Origin of the sequence: Oceanobacillus damuensis (assembly GCF_001618145.1) — a bacterium.
Classification (GTDB): Bacteria; Bacillota; Bacilli; order Bacillales; family Amphibacillaceae; genus Oceanobacillus; species Oceanobacillus damuensis.
In genome coordinates, this window is record NZ_LQNF01000029.1 from 17,385 (window position 1) to 38,541 (window position 21,157).

The 21,157-nt window shown below is 40.5% G+C and carries 23 protein-coding genes; all 23 read left to right on the top strand.

What is annotated here, in order from left to right; all coding sequences use genetic code 11:
- Positions 1 to 5 precede the first annotated feature (5 nt).
- Positions 6 to 998: a signal recognition particle-docking protein FtsY gene (ftsY, locus tag A4245_RS14950; RefSeq protein ID WP_067729326.1), complete on the top strand. Its 993-nt coding sequence runs from the start codon at positions 6 to 8 to the stop codon at positions 996 to 998.
- An 81-nt stretch (positions 999 to 1,079) separates the two neighbouring features.
- The gene (locus A4245_RS14955) at positions 1,080 to 1,397 is read left to right on the top strand and encodes a putative DNA-binding protein (RefSeq protein WP_067729328.1); all 318 of its coding nucleotides are present in this window, start codon (positions 1,080 to 1,082) and stop codon (positions 1,395 to 1,397) included.
- A gap of 13 nt (positions 1,398 to 1,410) precedes the next feature.
- Complete coding sequence (gene ffh, locus A4245_RS14960) at positions 1,411 to 2,754, top strand: signal recognition particle protein (protein WP_067729330.1); 1,344 nt, start codon at positions 1,411 to 1,413, stop codon at positions 2,752 to 2,754.
- Positions 2,755 to 2,897: 143 nt separating this feature from the next.
- Positions 2,898 to 3,170, top strand: a complete 273-nt coding sequence (gene rpsP / locus A4245_RS14965; protein ID WP_067729332.1) for a 30S ribosomal protein S16 — start codon at positions 2,898 to 2,900, stop codon at positions 3,168 to 3,170.
- A gap of 13 nt (positions 3,171 to 3,183) precedes the next feature.
- Positions 3,184 to 3,411: a KH domain-containing protein gene (locus A4245_RS14970; protein WP_067729334.1), complete on the top strand. Its 228-nt coding sequence runs from the start codon at positions 3,184 to 3,186 to the stop codon at positions 3,409 to 3,411.
- A 208-nt stretch (positions 3,412 to 3,619) separates the two neighbouring features.
- Positions 3,620 to 4,009 (top strand): YlqD family protein, encoded by a 390-nt coding sequence (locus A4245_RS14975; protein WP_067729336.1) that lies wholly within the window; start codon positions 3,620 to 3,622, stop codon positions 4,007 to 4,009.
- Between the two features lie 23 nt (positions 4,010 to 4,032).
- Positions 4,033 to 4,533, top strand: coding sequence for a ribosome maturation factor RimM (gene rimM / locus A4245_RS14980; RefSeq protein ID WP_067729433.1), 501 nt, complete (start codon positions 4,033 to 4,035; stop codon positions 4,531 to 4,533).
- A complete protein-coding gene (gene trmD, locus A4245_RS14985; protein ID WP_067729338.1) occupies positions 4,533 to 5,273 on the top strand; it encodes a tRNA (guanosine(37)-N1)-methyltransferase TrmD in 741 nt (246 codons plus the stop codon). The genes rimM and trmD overlap by 1 nt, the downstream gene beginning before the upstream one ends.
- 154 nt (positions 5,274 to 5,427) lie before the next feature.
- The gene (gene rplS, locus A4245_RS14990) at positions 5,428 to 5,772 is read left to right on the top strand and encodes a 50S ribosomal protein L19 (RefSeq protein ID WP_067729340.1); all 345 of its coding nucleotides are present in this window, start codon (positions 5,428 to 5,430) and stop codon (positions 5,770 to 5,772) included.
- Between the two features lie 738 nt (positions 5,773 to 6,510).
- Positions 6,511 to 7,080: a signal peptidase I gene (gene lepB, locus A4245_RS14995; protein WP_067729343.1), complete on the top strand. Its 570-nt coding sequence runs from the start codon at positions 6,511 to 6,513 to the stop codon at positions 7,078 to 7,080.
- Positions 7,081 to 7,086: 6 nt separating this feature from the next.
- Positions 7,087 to 7,932: a ribosome biogenesis GTPase YlqF gene (gene ylqF / locus A4245_RS15000; RefSeq protein ID WP_067729345.1), complete on the top strand. Its 846-nt coding sequence runs from the start codon at positions 7,087 to 7,089 to the stop codon at positions 7,930 to 7,932.
- Between the two features lie 89 nt (positions 7,933 to 8,021).
- Positions 8,022 to 8,798 carry a ribonuclease HII gene (locus A4245_RS15005; protein ID WP_324609863.1) on the top strand — a complete coding sequence of 259 codons (777 nt, stop codon included), beginning with the start codon at positions 8,022 to 8,024 and terminating at the stop codon, positions 8,796 to 8,798.
- A 28-nt stretch (positions 8,799 to 8,826) separates the two neighbouring features.
- Positions 8,827 to 10,617, top strand: coding sequence for a hypothetical protein (locus A4245_RS15010; RefSeq protein ID WP_067729349.1), 1,791 nt, complete (start codon positions 8,827 to 8,829; stop codon positions 10,615 to 10,617).
- The gene (locus A4245_RS15015) at positions 10,614 to 10,883 is read left to right on the top strand and encodes an EscU/YscU/HrcU family type III secretion system export apparatus switch protein (protein WP_067729351.1); all 270 of its coding nucleotides are present in this window, start codon (positions 10,614 to 10,616) and stop codon (positions 10,881 to 10,883) included. The genes A4245_RS15010 and A4245_RS15015 overlap by 4 nt, the downstream gene beginning before the upstream one ends.
- A 103-nt stretch (positions 10,884 to 10,986) precedes the next feature.
- The gene (gene sucC / locus A4245_RS15020; protein WP_067729353.1) at positions 10,987 to 12,147 is read left to right on the top strand and encodes an ADP-forming succinate--CoA ligase subunit beta; all 1,161 of its coding nucleotides are present in this window, start codon (positions 10,987 to 10,989) and stop codon (positions 12,145 to 12,147) included.
- Positions 12,148 to 12,192: 45 nt separating this feature from the next.
- Positions 12,193 to 13,095, top strand: coding sequence for a succinate--CoA ligase subunit alpha (sucD, locus tag A4245_RS15025; protein WP_067729355.1), 903 nt, complete (start codon positions 12,193 to 12,195; stop codon positions 13,093 to 13,095).
- Positions 13,096 to 13,422: 327 nt separating this feature from the next.
- A complete protein-coding gene (gene dprA / locus A4245_RS15030) occupies positions 13,423 to 14,103 on the top strand; it encodes a DNA-processing protein DprA (RefSeq protein ID WP_234402426.1) in 681 nt (226 codons plus the stop codon).
- 111 nt (positions 14,104 to 14,214) lie between these two features.
- Positions 14,215 to 16,293, top strand: a complete 2,079-nt coding sequence (gene topA, locus A4245_RS15035) for a type I DNA topoisomerase (RefSeq protein ID WP_067729356.1) — start codon at positions 14,215 to 14,217, stop codon at positions 16,291 to 16,293.
- Positions 16,294 to 16,399: 106 nt separating this feature from the next.
- Positions 16,400 to 16,720, top strand: a complete 321-nt coding sequence (locus A4245_RS15040) for a hypothetical protein (protein WP_067729358.1) — start codon at positions 16,400 to 16,402, stop codon at positions 16,718 to 16,720.
- Between the two features lie 301 nt (positions 16,721 to 17,021).
- Complete coding sequence (gene xerC / locus A4245_RS15045) at positions 17,022 to 17,942, top strand: tyrosine recombinase XerC (protein WP_067729360.1); 921 nt, start codon at positions 17,022 to 17,024, stop codon at positions 17,940 to 17,942.
- Positions 17,943 to 17,955: 13 nt separating this feature from the next.
- On the top strand, positions 17,956 to 18,501 hold the full coding sequence (gene hslV / locus A4245_RS15050) for an ATP-dependent protease subunit HslV (protein WP_067729362.1): 546 nt from the start codon (positions 17,956 to 17,958) through the stop codon (positions 18,499 to 18,501).
- Positions 18,501 to 19,919: an HslU--HslV peptidase ATPase subunit gene (gene hslU / locus A4245_RS15055; RefSeq protein WP_157087737.1), complete on the top strand. Its 1,419-nt coding sequence runs from the start codon at positions 18,501 to 18,503 to the stop codon at positions 19,917 to 19,919. Before hslV ends, hslU begins: the two co-directional genes overlap by 1 nt.
- Positions 19,920 to 19,946: 27 nt before the next feature.
- Positions 19,947 to 20,726, top strand: coding sequence for a GTP-sensing pleiotropic transcriptional regulator CodY (gene codY, locus A4245_RS15060; protein ID WP_067729366.1), 780 nt, complete (start codon positions 19,947 to 19,949; stop codon positions 20,724 to 20,726).
- Positions 20,727 to 21,157 lie beyond the last annotated feature (431 nt).

Sequence of the window (21,157 nt, forward strand, 5' to 3'; positions counted from 1 at the left end):
AGTCAATGGGTTTCATGGATAAGTTGAAAAGTAAATTTAAACAAAATGAAGAAACAGAAGATGTTTCCCAGAAATATCAGGAAGGGATGAAAAAAACCCGTCATTCCTTTTCAGGCAAACTGAATGATCTGATTGCCAGATATCGTAAGGTCGATGAGGATTTTTTCGAGGAATTGGAAGAAGTTCTCATCACAGCTGATGTTGGTGTAACAACCGTAATGGATTTGGTGGAAGAACTGAGAATGGAGGTTAAGCGGCAGAACATTAAAGACACGAACGGCATAAAAGATGTCATCTCAGAAAAGCTAGTGGAAATCTATTATGGGAATGATAATGAGGAAATTGAAAAGCTAAATATACAGCAAGAGGGACTTTCGGTTATACTTGTTGTTGGGGTAAATGGTGTAGGGAAAACGACAAGCATCGGAAAACTTGCACATCAGCTAAAAAAACAAGGTAAAAACGTTGTATTGGCGGCTGGGGATACATTTCGTGCAGGTGCCATTGAGCAGCTTGAAATATGGGGAGAACGTGCGGATGTCCCAGTGATCAGGCAAAATGCCGGAAGTGACCCAGCTGCAGTAATTTTTGACGGTATTAAAGCAGCGAAATCCCGCCGTGCAGACGTTTTAATCTGTGATACTGCTGGCAGACTGCAGAATAAGGTAAACTTGATGAACGAACTTTCGAAAGTGAAACGTGTGATAGAGCGGGAAATTCCTGGAGCCCCTCAAGAAGTGTTGCTTGTCCTTGATGCAACTACCGGACAAAACGCACTAAGTCAGGCGAAAACTTTTTCGGAGGCAACGGACGTTTCCGGTATCGTCCTGACTAAACTTGACGGGACAGCAAAAGGTGGTATTGTACTTGCCATCCGAAATGAATTGAAAATCCCTGTTAAATATGTTGGTCTCGGAGAACAGGTTGATGATTTGCAGGTATTTGACGCAAATGCATTTGTTTATGGGCTTTTTGCAGATATAGCAACAGAAGATTAGAGCTTGAAATTCCTTGACATTATTTCCGTACTCTGGCTATGATGATTGTAAAGGATTTTCACTTAACAAGGGGTGTGGAACTTGCTGGAGAAAACAACGCGCATTAACTATTTATTCGACTTTTATCAAGCTTTACTTACACCCAAACAGCGGAACTATATGGAAATGTACTATTTGGAGGACTACTCGCTTGGCGAAATTTCCGAGTTGTTTCATGTGTCACGACAAGCTGTGTATGATAATATCAAACGTACCGAAGCAATGCTTGAAACGTATGAAGAGAAATTGCATTTATACAGTAAGTTTGAGCAGCGAGCAACTCTTCTTGAACAATTGGAGAATACAATTACCGATGAACTGGTATTGGAAGTAATTAATAAACTAAAAGAATTGGATTAGGGGGACACCTTCTATGGCATTTGAAGGATTGGCTGACCGCCTGCAAAGTACGATAAAGAAAATCACCGGTAAAGGGAAGGTTTCTGAACAAGACGTTAAAGAAATGACCCGTGAAGTGCGATTGGCTCTGTTGGAAGCAGATGTAAACTTTAAAGTGGTAAAGGACCTTATCGCACGCATAAAGGAGAGGGCCATAGGTCAGGAAGTAATGGAAAGTTTAACACCAGGACAGCAGGTTATTAAAGTCGTAAAAGAAGAACTGACAACTTTAATGGGTGGCGAACAAAGCAAGATTGCCGTTGCAGACCGTCCGCCAACTGTCATTATGATGGTAGGCCTGCAGGGTGCAGGTAAAACAACAACTACTGGAAAACTTGCAAACCTGCTTCGGAAGAAACATAATCGAAAACCATTACTTGCAGCCTGTGATATTTACCGGCCTGCAGCAATAAAACAATTGGAAACACTTGGCGAACAATTGGACATGCCTGTTTTTTCATTAGGTACGGAGGCAGAACCGGTTGACATTGCATCCAGAGCTATCGAAAAAGCGAAAGAGGAACATCATGATTATGTCATCATCGATACGGCGGGACGCTTGCATGTAGATACGGATTTAATGGAGGAATTGCAGCAAATCAAGGCCACTGTCAAACCGGACGAAATTTTCCTCGTTGTGGATGCTATGACCGGTCAGGATGCAGTCAATGTAGCTGAAAGTTTCAATGAGCAGCTTGACATTACTGGCGTTGTGCTTACTAAGCTCGATGGTGATACACGTGGTGGGGCAGCACTTTCCATCAAAGCAGTAACAGACAAGCCGATTAAATTTGCCGGTATGGGAGAGAAGCTGGATCAGCTGGAGGCTTTCCATCCTGAACGTATGGCATCAAGAATTCTCGGTATGGGCGATGTCCTGTCATTAATTGAAAAAGCGCAATCAAATGTGGATGAAAAACAGGTCAAGGAACTTGAAGAAAAAATGCGTACGATGTCCTTTACATTTGATGATTTTCTTGAGCAGATGGGTCAGGTTAAAAAGATGGGGCCTTTGGATGATCTGATGGCGATGATACCAGGCGCCAACAAGATGAAAGGTCTTAAAAACGCGCAATTGGATGATAAGCAGCTGTCCCAGGTGGAAGCGATCATTCAATCGATGACAAAGAAAGAAAGACAGGACCCAAGTATCATCAATGGCAGCCGCAGGAAACGAATTGCAAAAGGATCCGGTACATCCGTATCCCAGGTTAACCGACTCATCAAGCAATTCAGTGAAATGAAAAAAATGATGAAGCAAATGACAAATATGCAAAAAGGGAAAAAAGGCAAGGGCGGCTTCAACTTACCGTTCTAATCTCAGATTTTGCAGGTTCCTGAAATGAATCTGAGCAGCCTAAATAAACTATTTGAAGCTTGTAATGTAAAAAACCTTTACAGACCCATTTTTTTCTGGTAGAATCTAAACTTGTGAAAAACATTTTATTGGAGGTGCAAATAATGGCAGTTAAAATCCGTTTGAAACGTATGGGTTCTAAAAGAAATCCATTTTATCGTATCGTTGTAGCTGATTCACGTTTTCCTCGTGATGGACGTTCTATTGAACAAATTGGAACATACAACCCAGTAGTCAATCCAGTTGAAGTTAAAATAGATGAAGAAAAAGCACTTGATTGGATGGCAAAAGGCGCAAAGCCAAGTGATACTGTTCGTAATCTTTTCTCAAATGAAGGCATCATGAAAAAATTCCACGATAATAAAAATACTAAATAAGTAGTGTGATATCATGAAAGCCCTGATAGAATCGATTGTTGCCTCATTAGTTGATTACCCGGAAGACATCGTCGTAACGGAAACGGAAGAAGATGCTAAAATTGTTTACCATCTTACAGTCAATCCAGAGGATGTCGGAAAAGTAATAGGAAAAAATGGCCGTATTGCAAAAGCGATTCGTACAGTTGTTTATGCAGCTAAGACAGATGGTAATAAACGTATTTATTTGGATATAATGTAAAGGGAAAGCGAACCTGCTGCGTGGGTTCTACTTTCCCTTTTATACATTCCAAATGATTCTGTATAATGGGTAGTATGTGGAATGGGTATTGTTTAGATTTTTTGGGAAGTAAGAAAGTATACACTTTCATACTTGCATAAGTGCAACTAAGGCATTCGCCCAAAGGCTTGACGTATGCCAAGTTTTCTAACGGGAGCGAGGAGATCCAGTGAATATCATTAAAAAGGTTCTTATCAAGCAGATTGTTACCGAGAAAAGCAAAGAAAAAATATACAGCAATTTTCACGATCATAAATTGCGACTTGAACAAGAGTGTCAACAACTCCTATTTGAAAAACGGAAGCTGCAAAATAAGCAGGGGGTCTCAAAACAGGACATTGAACAGCGTTTTCAGCAGGAAATCAATAATCGTAAAGAGAAAATCAAGCTGGTCGACTTTAAAATTGATCAATTGGAAACACTTGAAATTGGAAGTGAAATTATTGAATCAGAAGTTGAGGCTCTTGTTGAAGTGGAAGTTGGTTCAAACTGGGACGATCTAATGGAAGGTCAGGCAATTGTCATTAAAGATGATATTATTATAAGAATTGAGAAATAGTGGGTGATATTTTGGAAGAGAAAATGTTTAATATAGGAAAGATAGTGAATACACATGGGATTAAAGGCGAAGTTAAAGTGATGCGCATCAGTGATTTCGAGGAGCGTTTTGAACCTGGAGAAACTGTTTATGTGATAAAGGATGAGCAGCCAATTGAACTGACTATTGCAACCCATCGCATGCATAAAGGCTTTGATCTCGTTCAATTCAAAGGTTATGACAATATTAACAAAGTGGAATCATTTAAAGGATGTAAATTGAAAATTTATGAAGGCCAGTTAACAGACCTTGCTGAGGATGAATATTATTATCACGAAATCATCGGCTGTGAAGTTTTTACAAATGATGATAGGAGCCTTGGGGAGATTAAAGAAATTTTATCGCCTGGAGCAAATGATGTGTGGGTTGTCAAGCAGGCAAAAGGGAAAGATCTTCTTATCCCTTACATTGATGATGTTGTTTTAGAGATTGATACTGCTGAAAAAAAAGTAGTCATAGAACCGATGGAAGGACTGCTGGACTAATGCATATTGATATCCTGACCCTTTTCCCGGAAATGTTTTCGGGAGTGTTTCAATCTTCGATATTAAAAAAAGCGAATGAAAGAGAAAAATTCAGCTACAATCTCGTAAATTTCCGTGACTACACAGAGAATAAGCATATGAAGGTGGACGACTATCCATATGGTGGCGGGGCGGGAATGGTACTCACTCCACAGCCTGTTTTTGATGCAGTCACAGCCGTGAAGAACAAAAAACAGACAAAACCACGTGTAATCCTGATGTGCCCTCAAGGAGAGACGTTTACCCAGAAAAAAGCGGAAGAGTTGGCAGAAGAGGAGCACCTGATTTTTATTTGCGGTCATTATGAAGGCTATGATGAGAGGATTAGGGAGCATTTGGTTACCGATGAGCTTTCAATTGGTGACTATGTGCTTACTGGCGGAGAACTTGGGGCAATGGTAGTTGTGGACAGTGTGGTGCGTTTGCTTCCTGAAGTGCTTGGCAACAAAGAATCTGCACCGGAGGATTCTTTTTCTACAGGTTTACTGGAGCACCCACACTATACGAGGCCTGCTGATTTTCGAGGCATGAAGGTACCTGATATCCTCCTGTCAGGTGACCATGCAAAAATCAGAGATTGGCGAAGAGAAGAATCATTAAAGCGAACATACAAACGGCGCGGTGATCTTTTGAATGATTATCCCCTGAGCAAAGCAGACCAGGAGATATTGGAGAAAATCAAAAAGAGTGAAAAAACTTGATGAAACTTTATTTATCTTAAAAAAATAGAGTTGAACTATTAATTCCAATATGGTATATTAGATATTGTGCTTAAGTTCGTTTAAGTACATATAAACGATGTTCCGCTGTTCCTTAAGAGAATAATGAGCATTGGTTTGGAAGGAGTGAAGTAGAATGCAACAACTTATTGCAGACATCACAAAAGATCAACTTCGCACAGATCATCCCGAATTTCGTTCCGGTGATACGCTAAAGGTTCACGTTAAAGTAGTAGAGGGAACCCGCGAACGTATCCAGGTATTCGAAGGTGTTGTCATCAAACGCCAAAACGGTGGAATCAGTGAAACATTTACAGTAAGAAAAATCTCTTACGGTGTAGGTGTTGAACGTACTTTCCCAGTACATTCACCAAGAATCGATAAAATCGAAGTTACTCGCCGTGGTATTGTACGTCGTGCGAAACTATACTATCTTCGTAATCTACGCGGAAAAGCGGCTCGTATTAAAGAACGCCGATAGTTCTTTGGAGCTGAATAAAAAACGCATTGGAAAGGAGCTTGGCAAAATTGCACAAGCTCCTTTTTATGTGGTTATTACTTGCCAGAATGGGACTGCCGTTACTCGTTCGACGAAAATTATTGCTATTTTCGCCGCAAAATCTGTAAACTACGAAGTAATTTAGATTTGTGTCCGGAGATATGTGCATATGCTGCTGTCCGAGATCGCTCTGGGCGGAGGCGCACCTTAGGCAGCCTCAAGCCACGTCCGAGAAAACCACTCTGCGGGTCATCGGACACGTGCTGTTCCCGATGGGCAAGGAAGGCTTCGTCGGCATTTGCATTTTTGCAAAAAAATTGGTTTATAATTTTCGAGGATCCACCGCCCGCCGCTCACTCTGACTGGTGAAGCTGTGTAATGGATTCTTATCGCTGTATGAATGCAGTTTGTCGCTGCAAGCTAAAACTAGCTCTGGGAAATACAAGGAGACTCCTACGGGAAGAGAGGCATAGGTGAGACACTGAAATGCGTCAGCATGAAGGGGCTCACCAGCCGCCTTAGGATGCGCGCAGTGTATTTCCCAGAGCGGTCGCCGAAGATGTTTATCTTACTTCGCATTTTATATCAATTACAAAGATAATAAAGCAACAGACGTCCCCAATTATCTATTTATTTTAACGTATGATTTTTAAAAGTTGTATGAATGCAGAATACTGGATTACAATAAACTTACACAGAGAATGGCTCGGAGGGGAATACATGGCGGAAAAGAAAAAAAATGAGTGGTTTGACTGGATAAAAGCTTTACTTCTTGCTTTTGGCTTGGCATTTATCGTGCGCATGTTCCTTTTTGCACCAATCGTGGTAGATGGACCATCCATGCTCCCTACACTTCATGACAGGGATCAAATGATCGTTAATAAATTCGCTTATCATATCGAGGATCCTGAAAGATTTGAAATCGTTGTTTTCCATGCTTCCGATCAAAAGGACTTCATTAAACGAATTATCGGACTCCCTGGAGAACACGTGGCAATGGAAGATAATGTGCTTTACATTGATGGGGTGGAAGTAGAAGAGCCATTTTTAAAAGAGCAAAAAGATCAAATAAAATCCTATCAGACACTGACAAATGACTTTACACTGGAAGAGCTTCCTGGTGGACATGAGGTGATTCCTGAGGGACACGTGTTTGTACTTGGTGATAATAGAGGCAATTCTACAGACAGCAGAATGCTTGGCGTTATCCCAATGGATCAAATTGTAGGGAAGACGAGTCTTATCTACTGGCCGTTTGATCGTATACAAATTGTAGGAAAGGATGGATAATGCATAATGCCAATACAATGGTTTCCCGGGCATATGGCGAAAGCCAGACGTCAAGTGGAGGAGAAATTAAAGCTTGTTGACTTCGTAATGGAATTAGTGGATGCAAGAGCACCATTATCTTCACAAAATCCCATGCTTCAGCAAGTATTGCAAAATAAGTCTAAAATGATTGTCCTTATGAAAAAAGATTTAGCAGACCATCAAGAAACAGATAAATGGATCAATCATTTCAAAGAGATGGATATACCTGCCATCGCTGTGGATGTAAATAATAAAACGGATATTCATCGAGTAATTCAATTAGCTAAAGAGCTTGGACAGGTAAAAATGGAAAAACTCCTGAAAAAGGGAATAAAGCCAAGACCTGCACGAGCCATGATTGTAGGTATCCCAAATGTCGGCAAGTCGACATTGATCAATCGGCTGGCAAATAAAAAGATAGCAAAAACCGGTGACCGTCCAGGGATTACAAAACAGCAGCTGTGGATTAAAGTGAAGAAGGATTTTGAATTGCTTGATACTCCTGGTATTTTATGGCCCAAATTTGAAGATCAAGCGGTAGGGTATCGCTTGGCAGCAATTGGGACAATTAAAGATCAGCTTCTTTCATTACAGGATATTACTGCGTTTGTCATCGACTATATGAGAGAACATTACCCAGAGCAATTGGAAGAGCGATATACGATTGATCGGACGATGGATGACATGGTGGAGATATTCAATGCCATTGGTAAGCAGCGAGGGGCACTGGAAAGCGGTGGACATGTCAATTTTGATAAGGTGTCCGATATCTTTATACGGGATCTCCGAACAGGAAGATTAGGAAATATAACCCTTGAAACACCGCAATAAAATAAAACATACATCTATGGGTGTATGTTTTATTTTTTCCCTACTATAATTGCACACAAAGACCGATATAAAAAGAGAGTATGGTGGTTATGATGGACAAGCAATCGATTGCAGTAATAAAGAAATTATTGAAAGACGGGGTTCTGGGCAAAGAAGAAATCTCCCGACTGAAAAAGGATGACCGAAAAGGTGTGCAGTCCTTAGTGAAGAGCTACGAAAAACAAATGATGAAAGAAAAACAGCTTGAAGAAAACTTTTATACGATGACAGAGTATGAGCGAGCGGCTTTTTCAAACAACTGCAGGCATGTAGCGGGTATAGATGAAGCTGGAAGAGGTCCTCTTGCCGGTCCTGTAGTCGCTGCAGCTGTCATTCTTCCAAGGGGTTTTAAATTACTAGGTTTAAATGATTCCAAACAATTAAATCAACAAACAAGGGAAAAGTTTTTTGCAATTATTAAGGAACAAGCTGTTAGCTACGGTATTTCAATCATCGATAACAATATGATAGATCAAATCAATATTTTTGAAGCGACCAAACGTGCAATGTCCGAAGCATTCGCCCAATTGACGCCGACTCCTGACCATTTGCTTGTTGATGCGGTCAGTCTGGATCAATTACCATGCACATCCGAATCTCTCATAAAAGGGGATGCGAAGAGCATTTCAATTGCTGCGGCCAGCATTCTTGCGAAAGTAACCCGGGATAATATAATGAAGGATATACATAAGGAATTTCCGCAATATGACTTTGCTTCAAATATGGGATATGGCACCAAACATCATATGGAGATGCTTGAGGAGACAGGAGCATCTCCATATCATAGAAAGACCTTCGCTCCAGTCAGGGATGTACTGGGTCAATAGCAATTAATGAGGAAAGAGGTGTGACACATTGCGGATACATAAATTGACCGGTGAAAACATGCTTAAGATTTCCCATGAGCAGGAGATCCTGAGACCGGGACAGATTATACAAGGTAAAATATTAAAGCTTTATCCAGATAACAAAGCACAAATTTTACTTGGCGGTCAAACGTTGATTGCTCAATTGGAAGCATCCCTTTCTATTGAAGGCAGGTATCATTTTCAGGTGCAATCTTCAGATGAAATGATTCATTTGAAAGTGCTTGGTGAGCAACTAAAATCACAAGCAGGATTAAGTGTCACAAACCTTATGATGCAGCTCGGGGTCAAAACTACGAAACATAATACTGCTTTCGTCCAAAATATAGTGAATGAGAATATTCCTTTCGATCGAACACAACTGAAAGATGCTTTACAAATCCTTGCTTCATCTGCAAATAAGGGGCAGGCAACACAAATCCTGACTGAAATGATAGCTCGTAAATTGCCAATTACAGAAAATGTATTTCAGGCAATCCAGGCAAAGAACTCAGGTAACATATCGCATCAAATGTCAGAGATGCTTCAACAGTTGAAATCTGCTTCAATAAACACAGAGCTAACAGTAAGACTGGAGCAGCTGGCAGGAGCACCGCTTAGTGAGAGGTCCGCATTTATCAGACAGAATGTTGCTGATAATCACGGCAACAAACAACAATTATTCCAGGTCTTAAAATCGATGGGTATGATAAGTCAAACGGTGGATTTTGCGACATGGAAATCAGAATGGAAGCAGATGGAATCTTATGTATCCCAGAATGCAGCACAGCCGGGTTCCAACGCTCAAATAAAAATGCCGTTTCAATTGGATTATTCTGCTGCCATCAAGCTTATGGAATCATTAAATGCCAATCGGCAATCTATCCTCTCACAGTCACAGGGTTTAATGGATTTTTGGGGAAATAAAGTTCGTCAGGAAATTTCCACTGGATCTGTATTAACACAGGAGGAATTTTCGGCATTTAAAGAGCAGCTGACACAAAGGATGGTCCCATTGCTGCCTCCGGAACAAGGACAATTCATAAAGTCACTTTCCAATCAACCTGTTCAACTGGAGAGGGTTCTGAATATGCTTGATACACTGAGTGCTCAGCAGACCTTTAAACAAATGAATGAAACAATTGCTTCTATTAAACTGGAAAAGTTATTTACTTCCGGTGGTGCACCAAAGGAGCAATTTTTACAACAACTGCATCATGTGCTGCAATATACCGGTTTATCCTATGAGAATCAAATAGCAACGAAAACATTGGAAGAGAATCAGAGTATAAAAGCGATGCTGCTGCAAATGCTGCAGCAAAGTGACGGACCATTAAGGGAAAGAGCAGGACAGCTACTGCATTTTATTAATGGCATGCAATTAAACGCTGTGAACGAATCTGTCAGTTTTATTCAAGCTTCCCTTCAAATCCCAGCTGAAAAATTAGGGCTCAATAACGATGCAGAGCTAGAATTGGAGAGCAGGAAAACAGCAGATGGAAAAATAGATCCAGATTATTGTCGGATAATTTTTTATTTAGACTTGAAAAATTTAAAAGAAACAATCATTGATATGAATATTCAAAAGCGATCTGTCTCTATTACGATTTTCAATGATTCTCCAGAATTGAAAGAAAAGACCCAGTCCATTCACCCTGTACTATTACAAGGACTTGAATCACTGAACTACCAGCTGTCGGCAGTCCATTTTAAACCGTTACTGGAACAGGCAAAGGCTAATAAAACTGCAACCTCAAAACCTTTCCAGCCTTCCTATCAAGGAGTTGACTATCGCATATGAGTGAAAAACGAAAAAAGGCAGCTGCGCTTCGCTACGACCAAAAAAAGGATTTTGCACCAAGAATCACAGCTACAGGTAAAGGGCTTGTAGCTGATGAGATACTTAAAACAGCCAAAGAAAACAACGTGCCAATCCTGGAAGACCCCTCACTTGTTGAACTGCTTGCGCAGCTGAACATAAACGAAACGATACCAGAAGAATTATATCAGGCTGTAGCAGAGGTGTTTTCATTTGTGTATCATGCAGACAAGCAAATGAAAGATTAAAAGTATTTTCTATACTTAAATGTAATAACTTACGCTAATTCTTGTTTATTTTAAATTTTTTTAATACAATAGAGTTGCATTGAAATTGATAGGAGGATGGAATATGAACATTCACGAGTATCAAGGGAAAGAAGTTTTGCGCGAGTTTGGTGTGAAGGTTCCCACTGGATATGTTGCTTATACAGTTGATGAAGCTGTAGAGGCTGCAGAGAAGCTTGGCACTTCTGTAACCGTTGTCAAGGCGCAGATTCATGCTGGTGGCCGTGGCAAAGCCGGTGGAGTAAAAGTTGCGAAAAGCTTGGAAGAAGTTCGTACATATGCGGATGAAATTCTTGGTAAGACATTGGTGACACATCAGACTGGACCTGAGGGTAAAGAAGTTAAACGTTTACTTATCGAGGAAGGTTGCGACATCCAGAAGGAATATTATGTAGGTGTTGTTCTTGATCGTGCTACGTCACGTGTAGTATTCATGGCCTCTGAAGAAGGCGGTACGGAGATAGAAGAAGTGGCAGAAGCTACCCCGGAAAAAATATTTAAAGAGGTCATTGATCCTGTAGTAGGCCTTACACCTTACCAAGCTAGAAGACTAGCATTCAATATCAATATTCCTGATGAATTAATCGGTAAAGCGGTTAAATTCATGTCAGGACTGTATAATGCATTTATTGAAAAGGATTGTTCAATCGCTGAAATCAACCCACTTGTAACAACAGGTGATGGTGAAGTACTTGCCCTGGATGCAAAACTGAATTTCGATGATAATGCTTTATATAGACAGAAGGACATTATGGAGCTTCGTGATTTGGCAGAGGAAGATGAGAAAGAAATTGAAGCGTCCAAATATGACCTAAGCTATGTTTCATTGTATGGAAATATTGGCTGTATGGTAAATGGAGCAGGACTTGCCATGTCCACAATGGATATTATCAAGCATTATGGCGGCGATCCCGCAAACTTCCTTGATGTTGGGGGCGGTGCGACTGCTGAGAAGGTAACTGAGGCGTTTAAAATTATCCTTTCTGATCCGAACGTAAAAGGTATTTTTGTCAACATTTTCGGTGGTATCATGAAGTGTGACGTCATTGCAGAAGGTGTTGTGGAAGCAACGAAGCAAATTGGACTGGAAATACCTCTTGTAGTGCGTTTGGAAGGTACAAACGTTGACAAGGGTAAACAGATTCTTGAAGAGTCCGGTTTAAATATCACTCCAGCAAGCTCAATGGCTGATGGCGCTGAGAAGATTGTTTCCGCGGTAAGCTGATCTTAAGGCAAAACTGTATTTTTACTATAGAAAGGACGGACGAAAATGGGTGTTTATATAAATAAAGATACAAAAGTAATTGTCCAGGGAATTACAGGTGGAACAGCAAGATTCCATACAAAGCAAATGCTTGAATATGGGACGAAAATCGTTGGCGGTGTGACACCAAAGAAAGCTGGGACAGAAGTAGAAGGGGTACCGGTTTACAACACAGTTAAAGATGCTGTGGATGCTTCTGGTGCAACCGCTTCTGTAATCTATGTGCCAGCTCCATTTGCTGCAGATGCTATTCTTGAAGCAACGGATGCAGAGCTTGATCTTGTTATCTGTATTACTGAACATATTCCTGTACTGGATATGGTAAAAGTTAAACGTTATATGGAAGGCAAGAAAACCAGACTGATTGGACCGAACTGTCCGGGTGTCATTGCAGCTGATGAAACCAAAATCGGTATCATGCCTGGATATATCCATAAAAAAGGACATATCGGAGTTGTTTCAAGATCAGGAACCCTGACTTATGAAGCCGTTCATCAGCTGACCGAAGCTGGTTATGGTCAAACATCTGCTGTCGGCATTGGCGGCGATCCCGTCAACGGCACCAACTTTATTGATGTGCTTGATGCATTCAATGAAGATCCAGAAACAGAGGCAGTCATTATGATCGGTGAAATTGGTGGTACGGCTGAAGAAGAAGCTGCTGAATGGGTAAAAGCAAATATGAAAAAACCTGTAGTTGGCTTTATTGGCGGCGCAACTGCACCACCAGGAAAACGTATGGGCCACGCAGGTGCAATCATTTCTGGCGGGAAAGGAACGGCTGACGAAAAAATCCGCGTCATGGAATCATGTGGAATTAAAGTAGCTGAAACCCCTTCCGTAATGGGAGAAACAATGATTGAAGTGCTAAAAGAAAATGGCTTGGATGAAAAGTGTAAAACGCATTAATATCGAATCCAGTAAAAACAGATGCAACAAAAAGAGTGATTTATGGAGCCTGGTGGATTTCATCTCCAGGTTCCAAATTTATTTCATGATGAAAGGATAGATGTTCGTTTGGAAACTGTGCGCCCAAAATTGATACATTTACATCGATGTCGGGGGATATCCCGAAAATTTATACAAACACTCCTTCACTATGACCCTTCTTTAAACGAAATCTACAGCCTTCCTCAAGCAGAAATTTCCAGAAAATATTCCCTGCCTGAAAAGAACACTGCATTTTTCTTTTCAGATCTTCATAATTTAGCTTTAAGACATAAGGTGCTGCGAGATATGGAAAGATTTAAAATCATTACAATAGTTGACGAAAGTTATCCACCTATGTTAAATACAATTAAAGATGCCCCACTGGTATTGTATGCGCTTGGGGACACTTCACTACTTTCATATTCTCCTTCCATAAGCGTTATTGGTACAAGAAATCCATCTCCGGATGCCTATAAAAAAACAGAACTTATTGTGAAACCGCTTATAAAGGAGAAATGGCTTATTGTAAGTGGGATGGCCAGGGGTATTGACAGTATTGCACATAAAATTGCCCTAGACTGCTCAGGCAAAACCATCGCCGTACTGGGTGGTGGTTTTAACCATATTTACCCGAAGCAGAATATGAATCTTTTTAAGCAAATCATTAATGATGGCTTGGTTTTAACAGAATACCCTCCCGACATTCGTCCTGCCCGCTATCATTTTCCGGAGAGAAATCGTATCATCAGCGGGCTGAGTTATGGAACACTCGTTATAGAGGCTATGGAACGGAGTGGAACATTGATTACAGTCGAACAGGCTCTGGATCAGGGAAGAGAAGTATTCGCTGTACCAGGGTCTCCACTTCAGCCGCAAACCAAAGGATGCCATCGGATGATCCAGGACGGTGCGAAGCTGGTACTGGAAGCAGAGGACATTTTTGAGGAATGGACAGAAATTCACAAGCCAATACCAAACCAAATGTGAATTTTATACAGAAGAAAAAATAAAGCATGTTTGACAAATTTAAATTATGTATTTAGTATTAGGAAAGATTTCCAATCGCAAATTGTCAACCTCATTCTAGGAGGAACTATCATGTCAGATTATCTGGTAATCGTTGAATCGCCTGCGAAAGCAAAAACGATTGAACGCTATTTAGGAAAAAAATATACAGTAAAAGCATCAATGGGCCATATCCGCGACTTGCCAAAAAGTCAAATGGGTGTGGACGTAGAAGATAACTATAGACCAAAGTACATTACGATCCGTGGTAAAGGGGATGTACTCAAAGAACTTCGAAAGTCAGCCAAAAAAGCGAAAAAGATTTATCTCGCAGCCGACCCCGATAGAGAAGGTGAAGCAATTGCCTGGCATCTAGCACATATACTTGATGTTGACGAAAATTCGGATTGCCGAGTTGTATTCAATGAAATAACGAAAGATGCAATAAAAGAGTCATTTAAAAATCCGCGGGCAATTGACCTGGATCTTGTTGATGCACAACAGGCGAGAAGAATACTGGATCGTCTTGTAGGTTATAATATCAGTCCATTGCTTTGGAAAAAAGTCAAAAAGGGACTAAGTGCAGGGCGGGTTCAGTCTGTAGCACTCAAAATGATTTTGGACCGGGAAAAGGAAATCGCAAACTTTGAACCGGAAGAGTACTGGTCAATCGATGCCCAATTTCAAAAGGATAAGGAAGTTTTTGACGGATCCTTTTACGGAATCGATGGTAAGAAAGCAGAATTGAAAACTGAAAATGATGTAAATGAGATTAAGTCAAGATTAGATGGAAACCAATTTAGAATAGATAAAGTAAATAAACGGGAAAGAAAAAGAAACCCAGCCCAGCCTTTTATTACATCTTCACTGCAGCAGGAAGCGGCCAGAAAATTAAACTTCCGTGCTAAGAAAACGATGATGATTGCTCAGCAGCTGTACGAGGGGATAGATTTAGGCAGAAAAGCTGGGGGGATTACAGGGCTGATTACGTACATGCGTACAGATTCCACACGTATTTCAGATACTGCCAAGCAAGAGGCAAAATCCTATATTGAAGAAAAATTCGGGAAAGAATTTCTCGGTGCTTCGAAAGCAACGAAAAATAAAGAGGGAGCTCAGGACGCTCACGAAGCAATACGTCCAACGTCTACGTTAAGAGATCCAAAAACGTTGAAAGACATACTTTCACGTGATCAGCTGCGACTTTATAAATTGATCTGGGAACGTTTTGTTGCCAGTCAAATGTCTCCAGCAGTAATGGATACAATGACGGTGCATCTTGTTAACAATGAGGTGGAATTTCGTGCCACCGGTTCAAAGATCAAATTTAAAGGTTTTATGCGGGTATATGTAGAAGGAACAGATGATAACAAAAAGATGGAAGACAAATTGCTTCCGGATTTGACTGAAGGCATGACTGTAGATTCCAAAGAAATAATACCTAATCAGCATTTTACACAGCCACCTCCACGCTATACGGATGCCAGATTGGTAAGAACGATGGAAGAACTCGGTATAGGCCGCCCTTCAACATATGCACCAACATTGGACACGATCCAGCGCAGAGGCTATGTGACAATGGATAATAAGCGGTTTGTCCCGACAGAGCTGGGAACAATTGTATGTGAATTAGTGGAAGAGTTTTTCCCTGAAATTATTGACGCTGACTTTACTGCCAAGATGGAGACCGATCTGGATTCCATTGAGGATGGCAAAATAGAATGGATGAAAATTATCGACGAATTCTATGGTGGCTTCAGCAAACGGTTGGATAGAGCGGAAAAGGAAATGGAAAAAATTGAAATAAAAGATGAACCAGCAGGAATCGATTGCGAAAACTGTGGTCATGAAATGGTATATAAAATGGGAAGGTATGGTAAATTTCTCGCCTGCTCGAATTTTCCGGAATGCAGAAATACAAAACCGATACTGAAAGAGATTGGTGTTAAATGTCCTAAGTGTAAAGAAGGAAATGTAGTGGAACGGAAATCCAAAAAGCGGAGAACTTTTTATGGATGCGATCGATTTCCGGAATGCGACTTTGTTTCATGGGATAAACCAATATCAAGACCTTGTCCGAAATGTGATTCTCTACTTGTCGAAAAGAAGGCAAAGAAAGAATCTCAAGTTCAGTGCACGAATTGTGAATACAAAGAAGTAGCGCAAAATTAGCTGTTCAATAGATGAACAGCTTTTGCTTTTCAGCTATCCCATTTCAATAAAGTTTTATTTGCCTGCCAGAAGGGAAAAGCCTATTAAAACAAAGGAGGCAATTCATATGGCAGGTAAAAAACATTATTTTGTGTCCGTGAATACGAAAGATATTAGAGAAATTTCGATACCCGATAATCAGGTGGAATATGAAATTATAGCTGACGAACATGACTTGCTTCATATTCAGCAAATGTTCAATACAATGGAAAAAGAGTCTAAAAACGCAATTGAAGATAGCCATTTCAGACCATTTGATGAAGAAAAGGTAGAAGATGAAAGAGATACGTATGAGGGTTCCCTAATGAATGTTTATAGAAAGTTATATGAACTTGGAACTGATCAGACGAAAGAAAAAATAGAAGAATTGGGAATAATTAAGCGTTAATTTGGTTATAAAGGTATTAAGGTGTTCACAAAAATTTCACTGTATTCCATTTTTACAAAAAATTTAATGTTAGTTTATTGACTAACCTAATTCAGATGGCTATAATTACGAATTGGTAAGTCAAATCCCTTTACAGGAGATCTGCTGCTATTTGCGATCTAATCATTTATCATGGCAAAATCATTTGTTATGAAGTTATGGGTTTGATTCTGATTCTGAATTTTGGTACAATTTAGTTAAATCCATTGCTTTATCTTACGGATTATGCTATGATTTATCCGCTGTTCGACGAGGTGAAGGATTGAATAATTTTGAGAAGTATAGTGAATCATTTGTAGAGTACTTACAGATTGAAAAAAATGCATCCCCTTATACCGTAAAGTATTATCGGAATGATCTGGAAATTTTCTTTAATTTCCTCAATCAGGAAGGAATACATGATTTGAATGAAATAAAGCAAAGAGATGTAAGATTATTTCTTACATCTTTGTATGATCAGCAGCTTGGCAGAAGATCGGTTTCAAGGAAAATTTCTTCTTTGAGGAGTTTTTACAAATTTCTGGAACGAGAAGAATTGGTCAAGGAGAGTCCGTTCGTTCACATATATTTACCTAGAACGAGCAAGTCAGTCCCTGGGTTTTTGTATATGGAAGAATTGGAAAAACTTTTTGATGTAAACGACATGACTAAGCCGGCAGGTCAGCGTGACCAGGCGATACTTGAAGTATTGTATGGTACGGGAATCAGGGTCAGTGAGTGTCAAGGTCTGACACTTAAGGATATTGATTTCTCGATAGGCACCATATTTGTTAAGGGCAAGGGTCGTAAAGAACGCTATGTCCCGTTTGGCCGCTTTGCGGAAATTGCTTTAGAGACATACATACAAGAAGGCAGAGTGAGGTTGCTGGAAAATTCCGGCACAACATCTGATTCTGTCTTTTTAAATGCTCGCGGCAGACCGCTTACAACAAGGGGGATACGGATGATTCTTAATAAAATAGTGGAAAGAGCTGCTTTAACCGTTCATGTTCATCCGCATAAACTTCGGCATACCTTTGCTACGCATATGCTGAATGAAGGTGCAGATCTTCGGACCGTGCAGGAATTGCTTGGTCATGAAAGTTTATCCTCTACACAGATATACACGCATGTAACAAAAGATCATCTGCGGGATGTATATATGAGCAGTCATCCACGGGCAAATGATCAAAACCTGGATTAGCGAGGTGAAACGAATGACTAATGAGATGCATGCAACTACTATTTTTGCAATTCAGCACAGGGGCCAATGTGCAATGTGTGGAGATGGCCAGGTAACATTGGGAAATGCCGTCGTTATGAAGCATAAAGCCAAGAAGGTCCGTACCCTGTATGACGGAAAAGTATTGGCAGGATTTGCTGGTTCTGTGGCAGATGCCTTTACGTTATTCGAAAAGTTTGAAGGTAAACTGCAGGCTTTTAATGGAAACATAACAAGAGCTTCTGTTGAGCTGGCCCAGGAGTGGCGTACAGATAAAGTACTTCGCAAGCTGGAAGCAATGCTTATCGTCATGAACAGGGAGAATATGTATTTGGTTTCTGGTACAGGGGAAGTAATTGAACCGGATGATGGAATACTTGCAATAGGTTCTGGCGGAAATTACGCACTCAGTGCTGGAAGAGCACTTGTAAAACATTCCGGGGAGTTGACTGCAAAGGAGATAGCTCAGACGGCTCTTGAAGTTGCTGGTGAAATTTGTGTTTACACAAATGATCATATTACATTAGAAGTACTTGATTAATGAGGGAGGTTTTTCCTAAGGTGGGAATAAATTACACTCCAAAACAAATTGTGGGTCAACTAGACAAATATATTATCGGACAGCAGCAGGCTAAAAAGTCAGTAGCGGTAGCATTAAGAAATCGTTATAGAAGAATGCAGCTGGATGAGACGTTAAAAGAGGAGATTGTTCCAAAAAACATCTTGATGATCGGTCCTACTGGTGTTGGGAAGACAGAAATTGCAAGGAGGCTTGCAAAACTCGTAGGAGCTCCTTTTGTTAAAGTGGAGGCAACAAAGTTTACTGAGGTTGGTTATGTTGGCCGGGATGTCGAGTCAATGGTCCGTGATCTTGTGGAAATGTCCGTAAGAATGGTAAAAGAAGAAAAGATGAAGGAAGTCATGGGAACGGCAGAGCAGGAGGCAAATAAAAAACTTGTGAAACTGCTTGTACCTGGGGCGAAAAAACAATCGAGTGTCAAAAATCCTTTTGAAATGCTTTTTCCAAACCAGTCTCCCACTGACGAAGCCTCTTCAGACGAACAGGAAAAAGATGAAGAAACCCGAAACAAGCGCCAAAGAATTGAACATCAATTAGCACTTGGGGAACTCGAAGATCATATTGTTTCCGTCGAGATCGAGGAAATACCCCCATCGATGTTTGACATGCTGCAAGGATCGGGGATGGAACATATGGGCATGAATATGCAAGATGCTCTTGGTCAGTTCATGCCATCAAAAAAGAAAAAACGAAAACTTCCTGTTTCAGAAGCAAGGAAGATTCTGATTCAGCAAGAAGCCGGGAAGCTTGTTGATATGGATGAAGTTGCCCAGGAAGCGGTTAGGCGGGCAGAGGAAACAGGTATATTGTTTATTGATGAAATCGATAAGGTGGCAGGGAAACAGGAGTCTTCCGCAAATGTGTCCAGGGAAGGCGTACAACGTGATGTCCTGCCTATTGTAGAGGGATCTACAGTAGTGACAAAACATGGACCGGTTAAAACAGATCATATGCTTTTCATTGCTGCCGGAGCATTTCATATGGCGAAACCATCTGACCTTATTCCTGAGCTTCAAGGAAGATTCCCGATTCGGGTTGAACTTGAGAAGCTGTCAGTGGATGATTTCAAACAAATACTGACAGAGCCATCCAATGCTTTAATCAAGCAATACCAAGCTTTATTGAAAACAGAAGGTATAAATATAGTTTTTACTGACGAAGCTATAGAAAGACTGGCAGAAATTGCCTATCAGGTGAATCAGGATACGGATAATATTGGTGCAAGAAGACTTCATACGATACTTGAAAAGCTTCTGGAAGATTTATCATACGAAGCAACGGATATTATGATGGATCAAATAGACATCACCAAAAATTATGTGGATCAGAAGCTGAACACTATCGTACAAAACAAAGATTTAAGTCAATTTATACTATAAGAATAATTTTTGAAATGGAGGATCATCATGGATCTATTAAATCGCGCAAGAAAAATCAATGCAATGTTACAAAAGGCAACAGGAAAGTCAGTTAACTTCAATGAAATGTCTGCATCATTAAGGGATGTAATCAAAGGAAATGTATACATTGTCAGCAGACGTGGAAAATTATTGGGTTTTGCTGTAAATCAGGAAATTGAAAATGAACGTATGAAATCGATGCTGGAAGAAAGACAATTCCCGGAGGAATATACACAAGGACTACATGATATTCGTGAAACTACATCTAACCTTGATATAAACAGCCCACATACTGTATTTCCTGTAGAAAACAAAGAATTGTTCAAAGATGGTCTGACTACAATCGTACCAATTATTGGTGGCGGAGAGCGTCTGGGCACTTTGATTCTGGGAAGAGTGAATGACAGTTTCAGTGATGACGATCTTCTTCTTGCAGAATATGGTGCAACTGTTGTCGGAATGGAGATTCTGCATGAAAAAACAGAAGAAATAGAAATGGAAGCTAGAAGTAAAGCTGTTGTGCAAATGGCTATCAGCTCACTTTCTTACAGTGAACTGGAAGCAATCGACCATATCTTTGAAGAATTAAACGGCAACGAAGGTTTATTAGTTGCAAGTAAAATTGCTGACAGGGTTGGCATTACCAGATCAGTAATTGTAAATGCTTTAAGAAAGCTTGAAAGTGCAGGGGTAATTGAATCACGTTCATTAGGAATGAAAGGTACTTACATCAAAGTATTAAATGACAAATTCCTGGTAGAACTTGAAAAACTTCGCTCAAGGTAATTTAAATTGCAGTTTAAAAAGCCAAAAAGCTGGCATATCACCAGCTTTTTGGCTTTTTTATTTGTGCAGTTCTCTTCATGAGACTGTGGTTACTCGTTCTATCGACAACTTGCTGTTATTGGCACGAAATGTGTAAAATGCGACGTAACTTAGGTTTTTTCAGGAGATATGTGCATCTGCTGCCGTCCGGGATCGCTCGGGGCGGATGCTTTCCGCGGGCACGGCCTCAGCCTCCTCGAGAAAACCACTCTGCGGGGTCTTCGGACACGTGCTATTCCCGCAGGACAAGGAACGCTTCGTCAGCATTCGCATCGCACGAAGCAAATTGGTTTGTATTTTCGAGGAGTCACCGCCCGCCGCTCACCCGGACTGGTGAACCTGTATAATTATATTTTTATTACGGATGCAGTTTATTAGCAGCAAACTTAAAC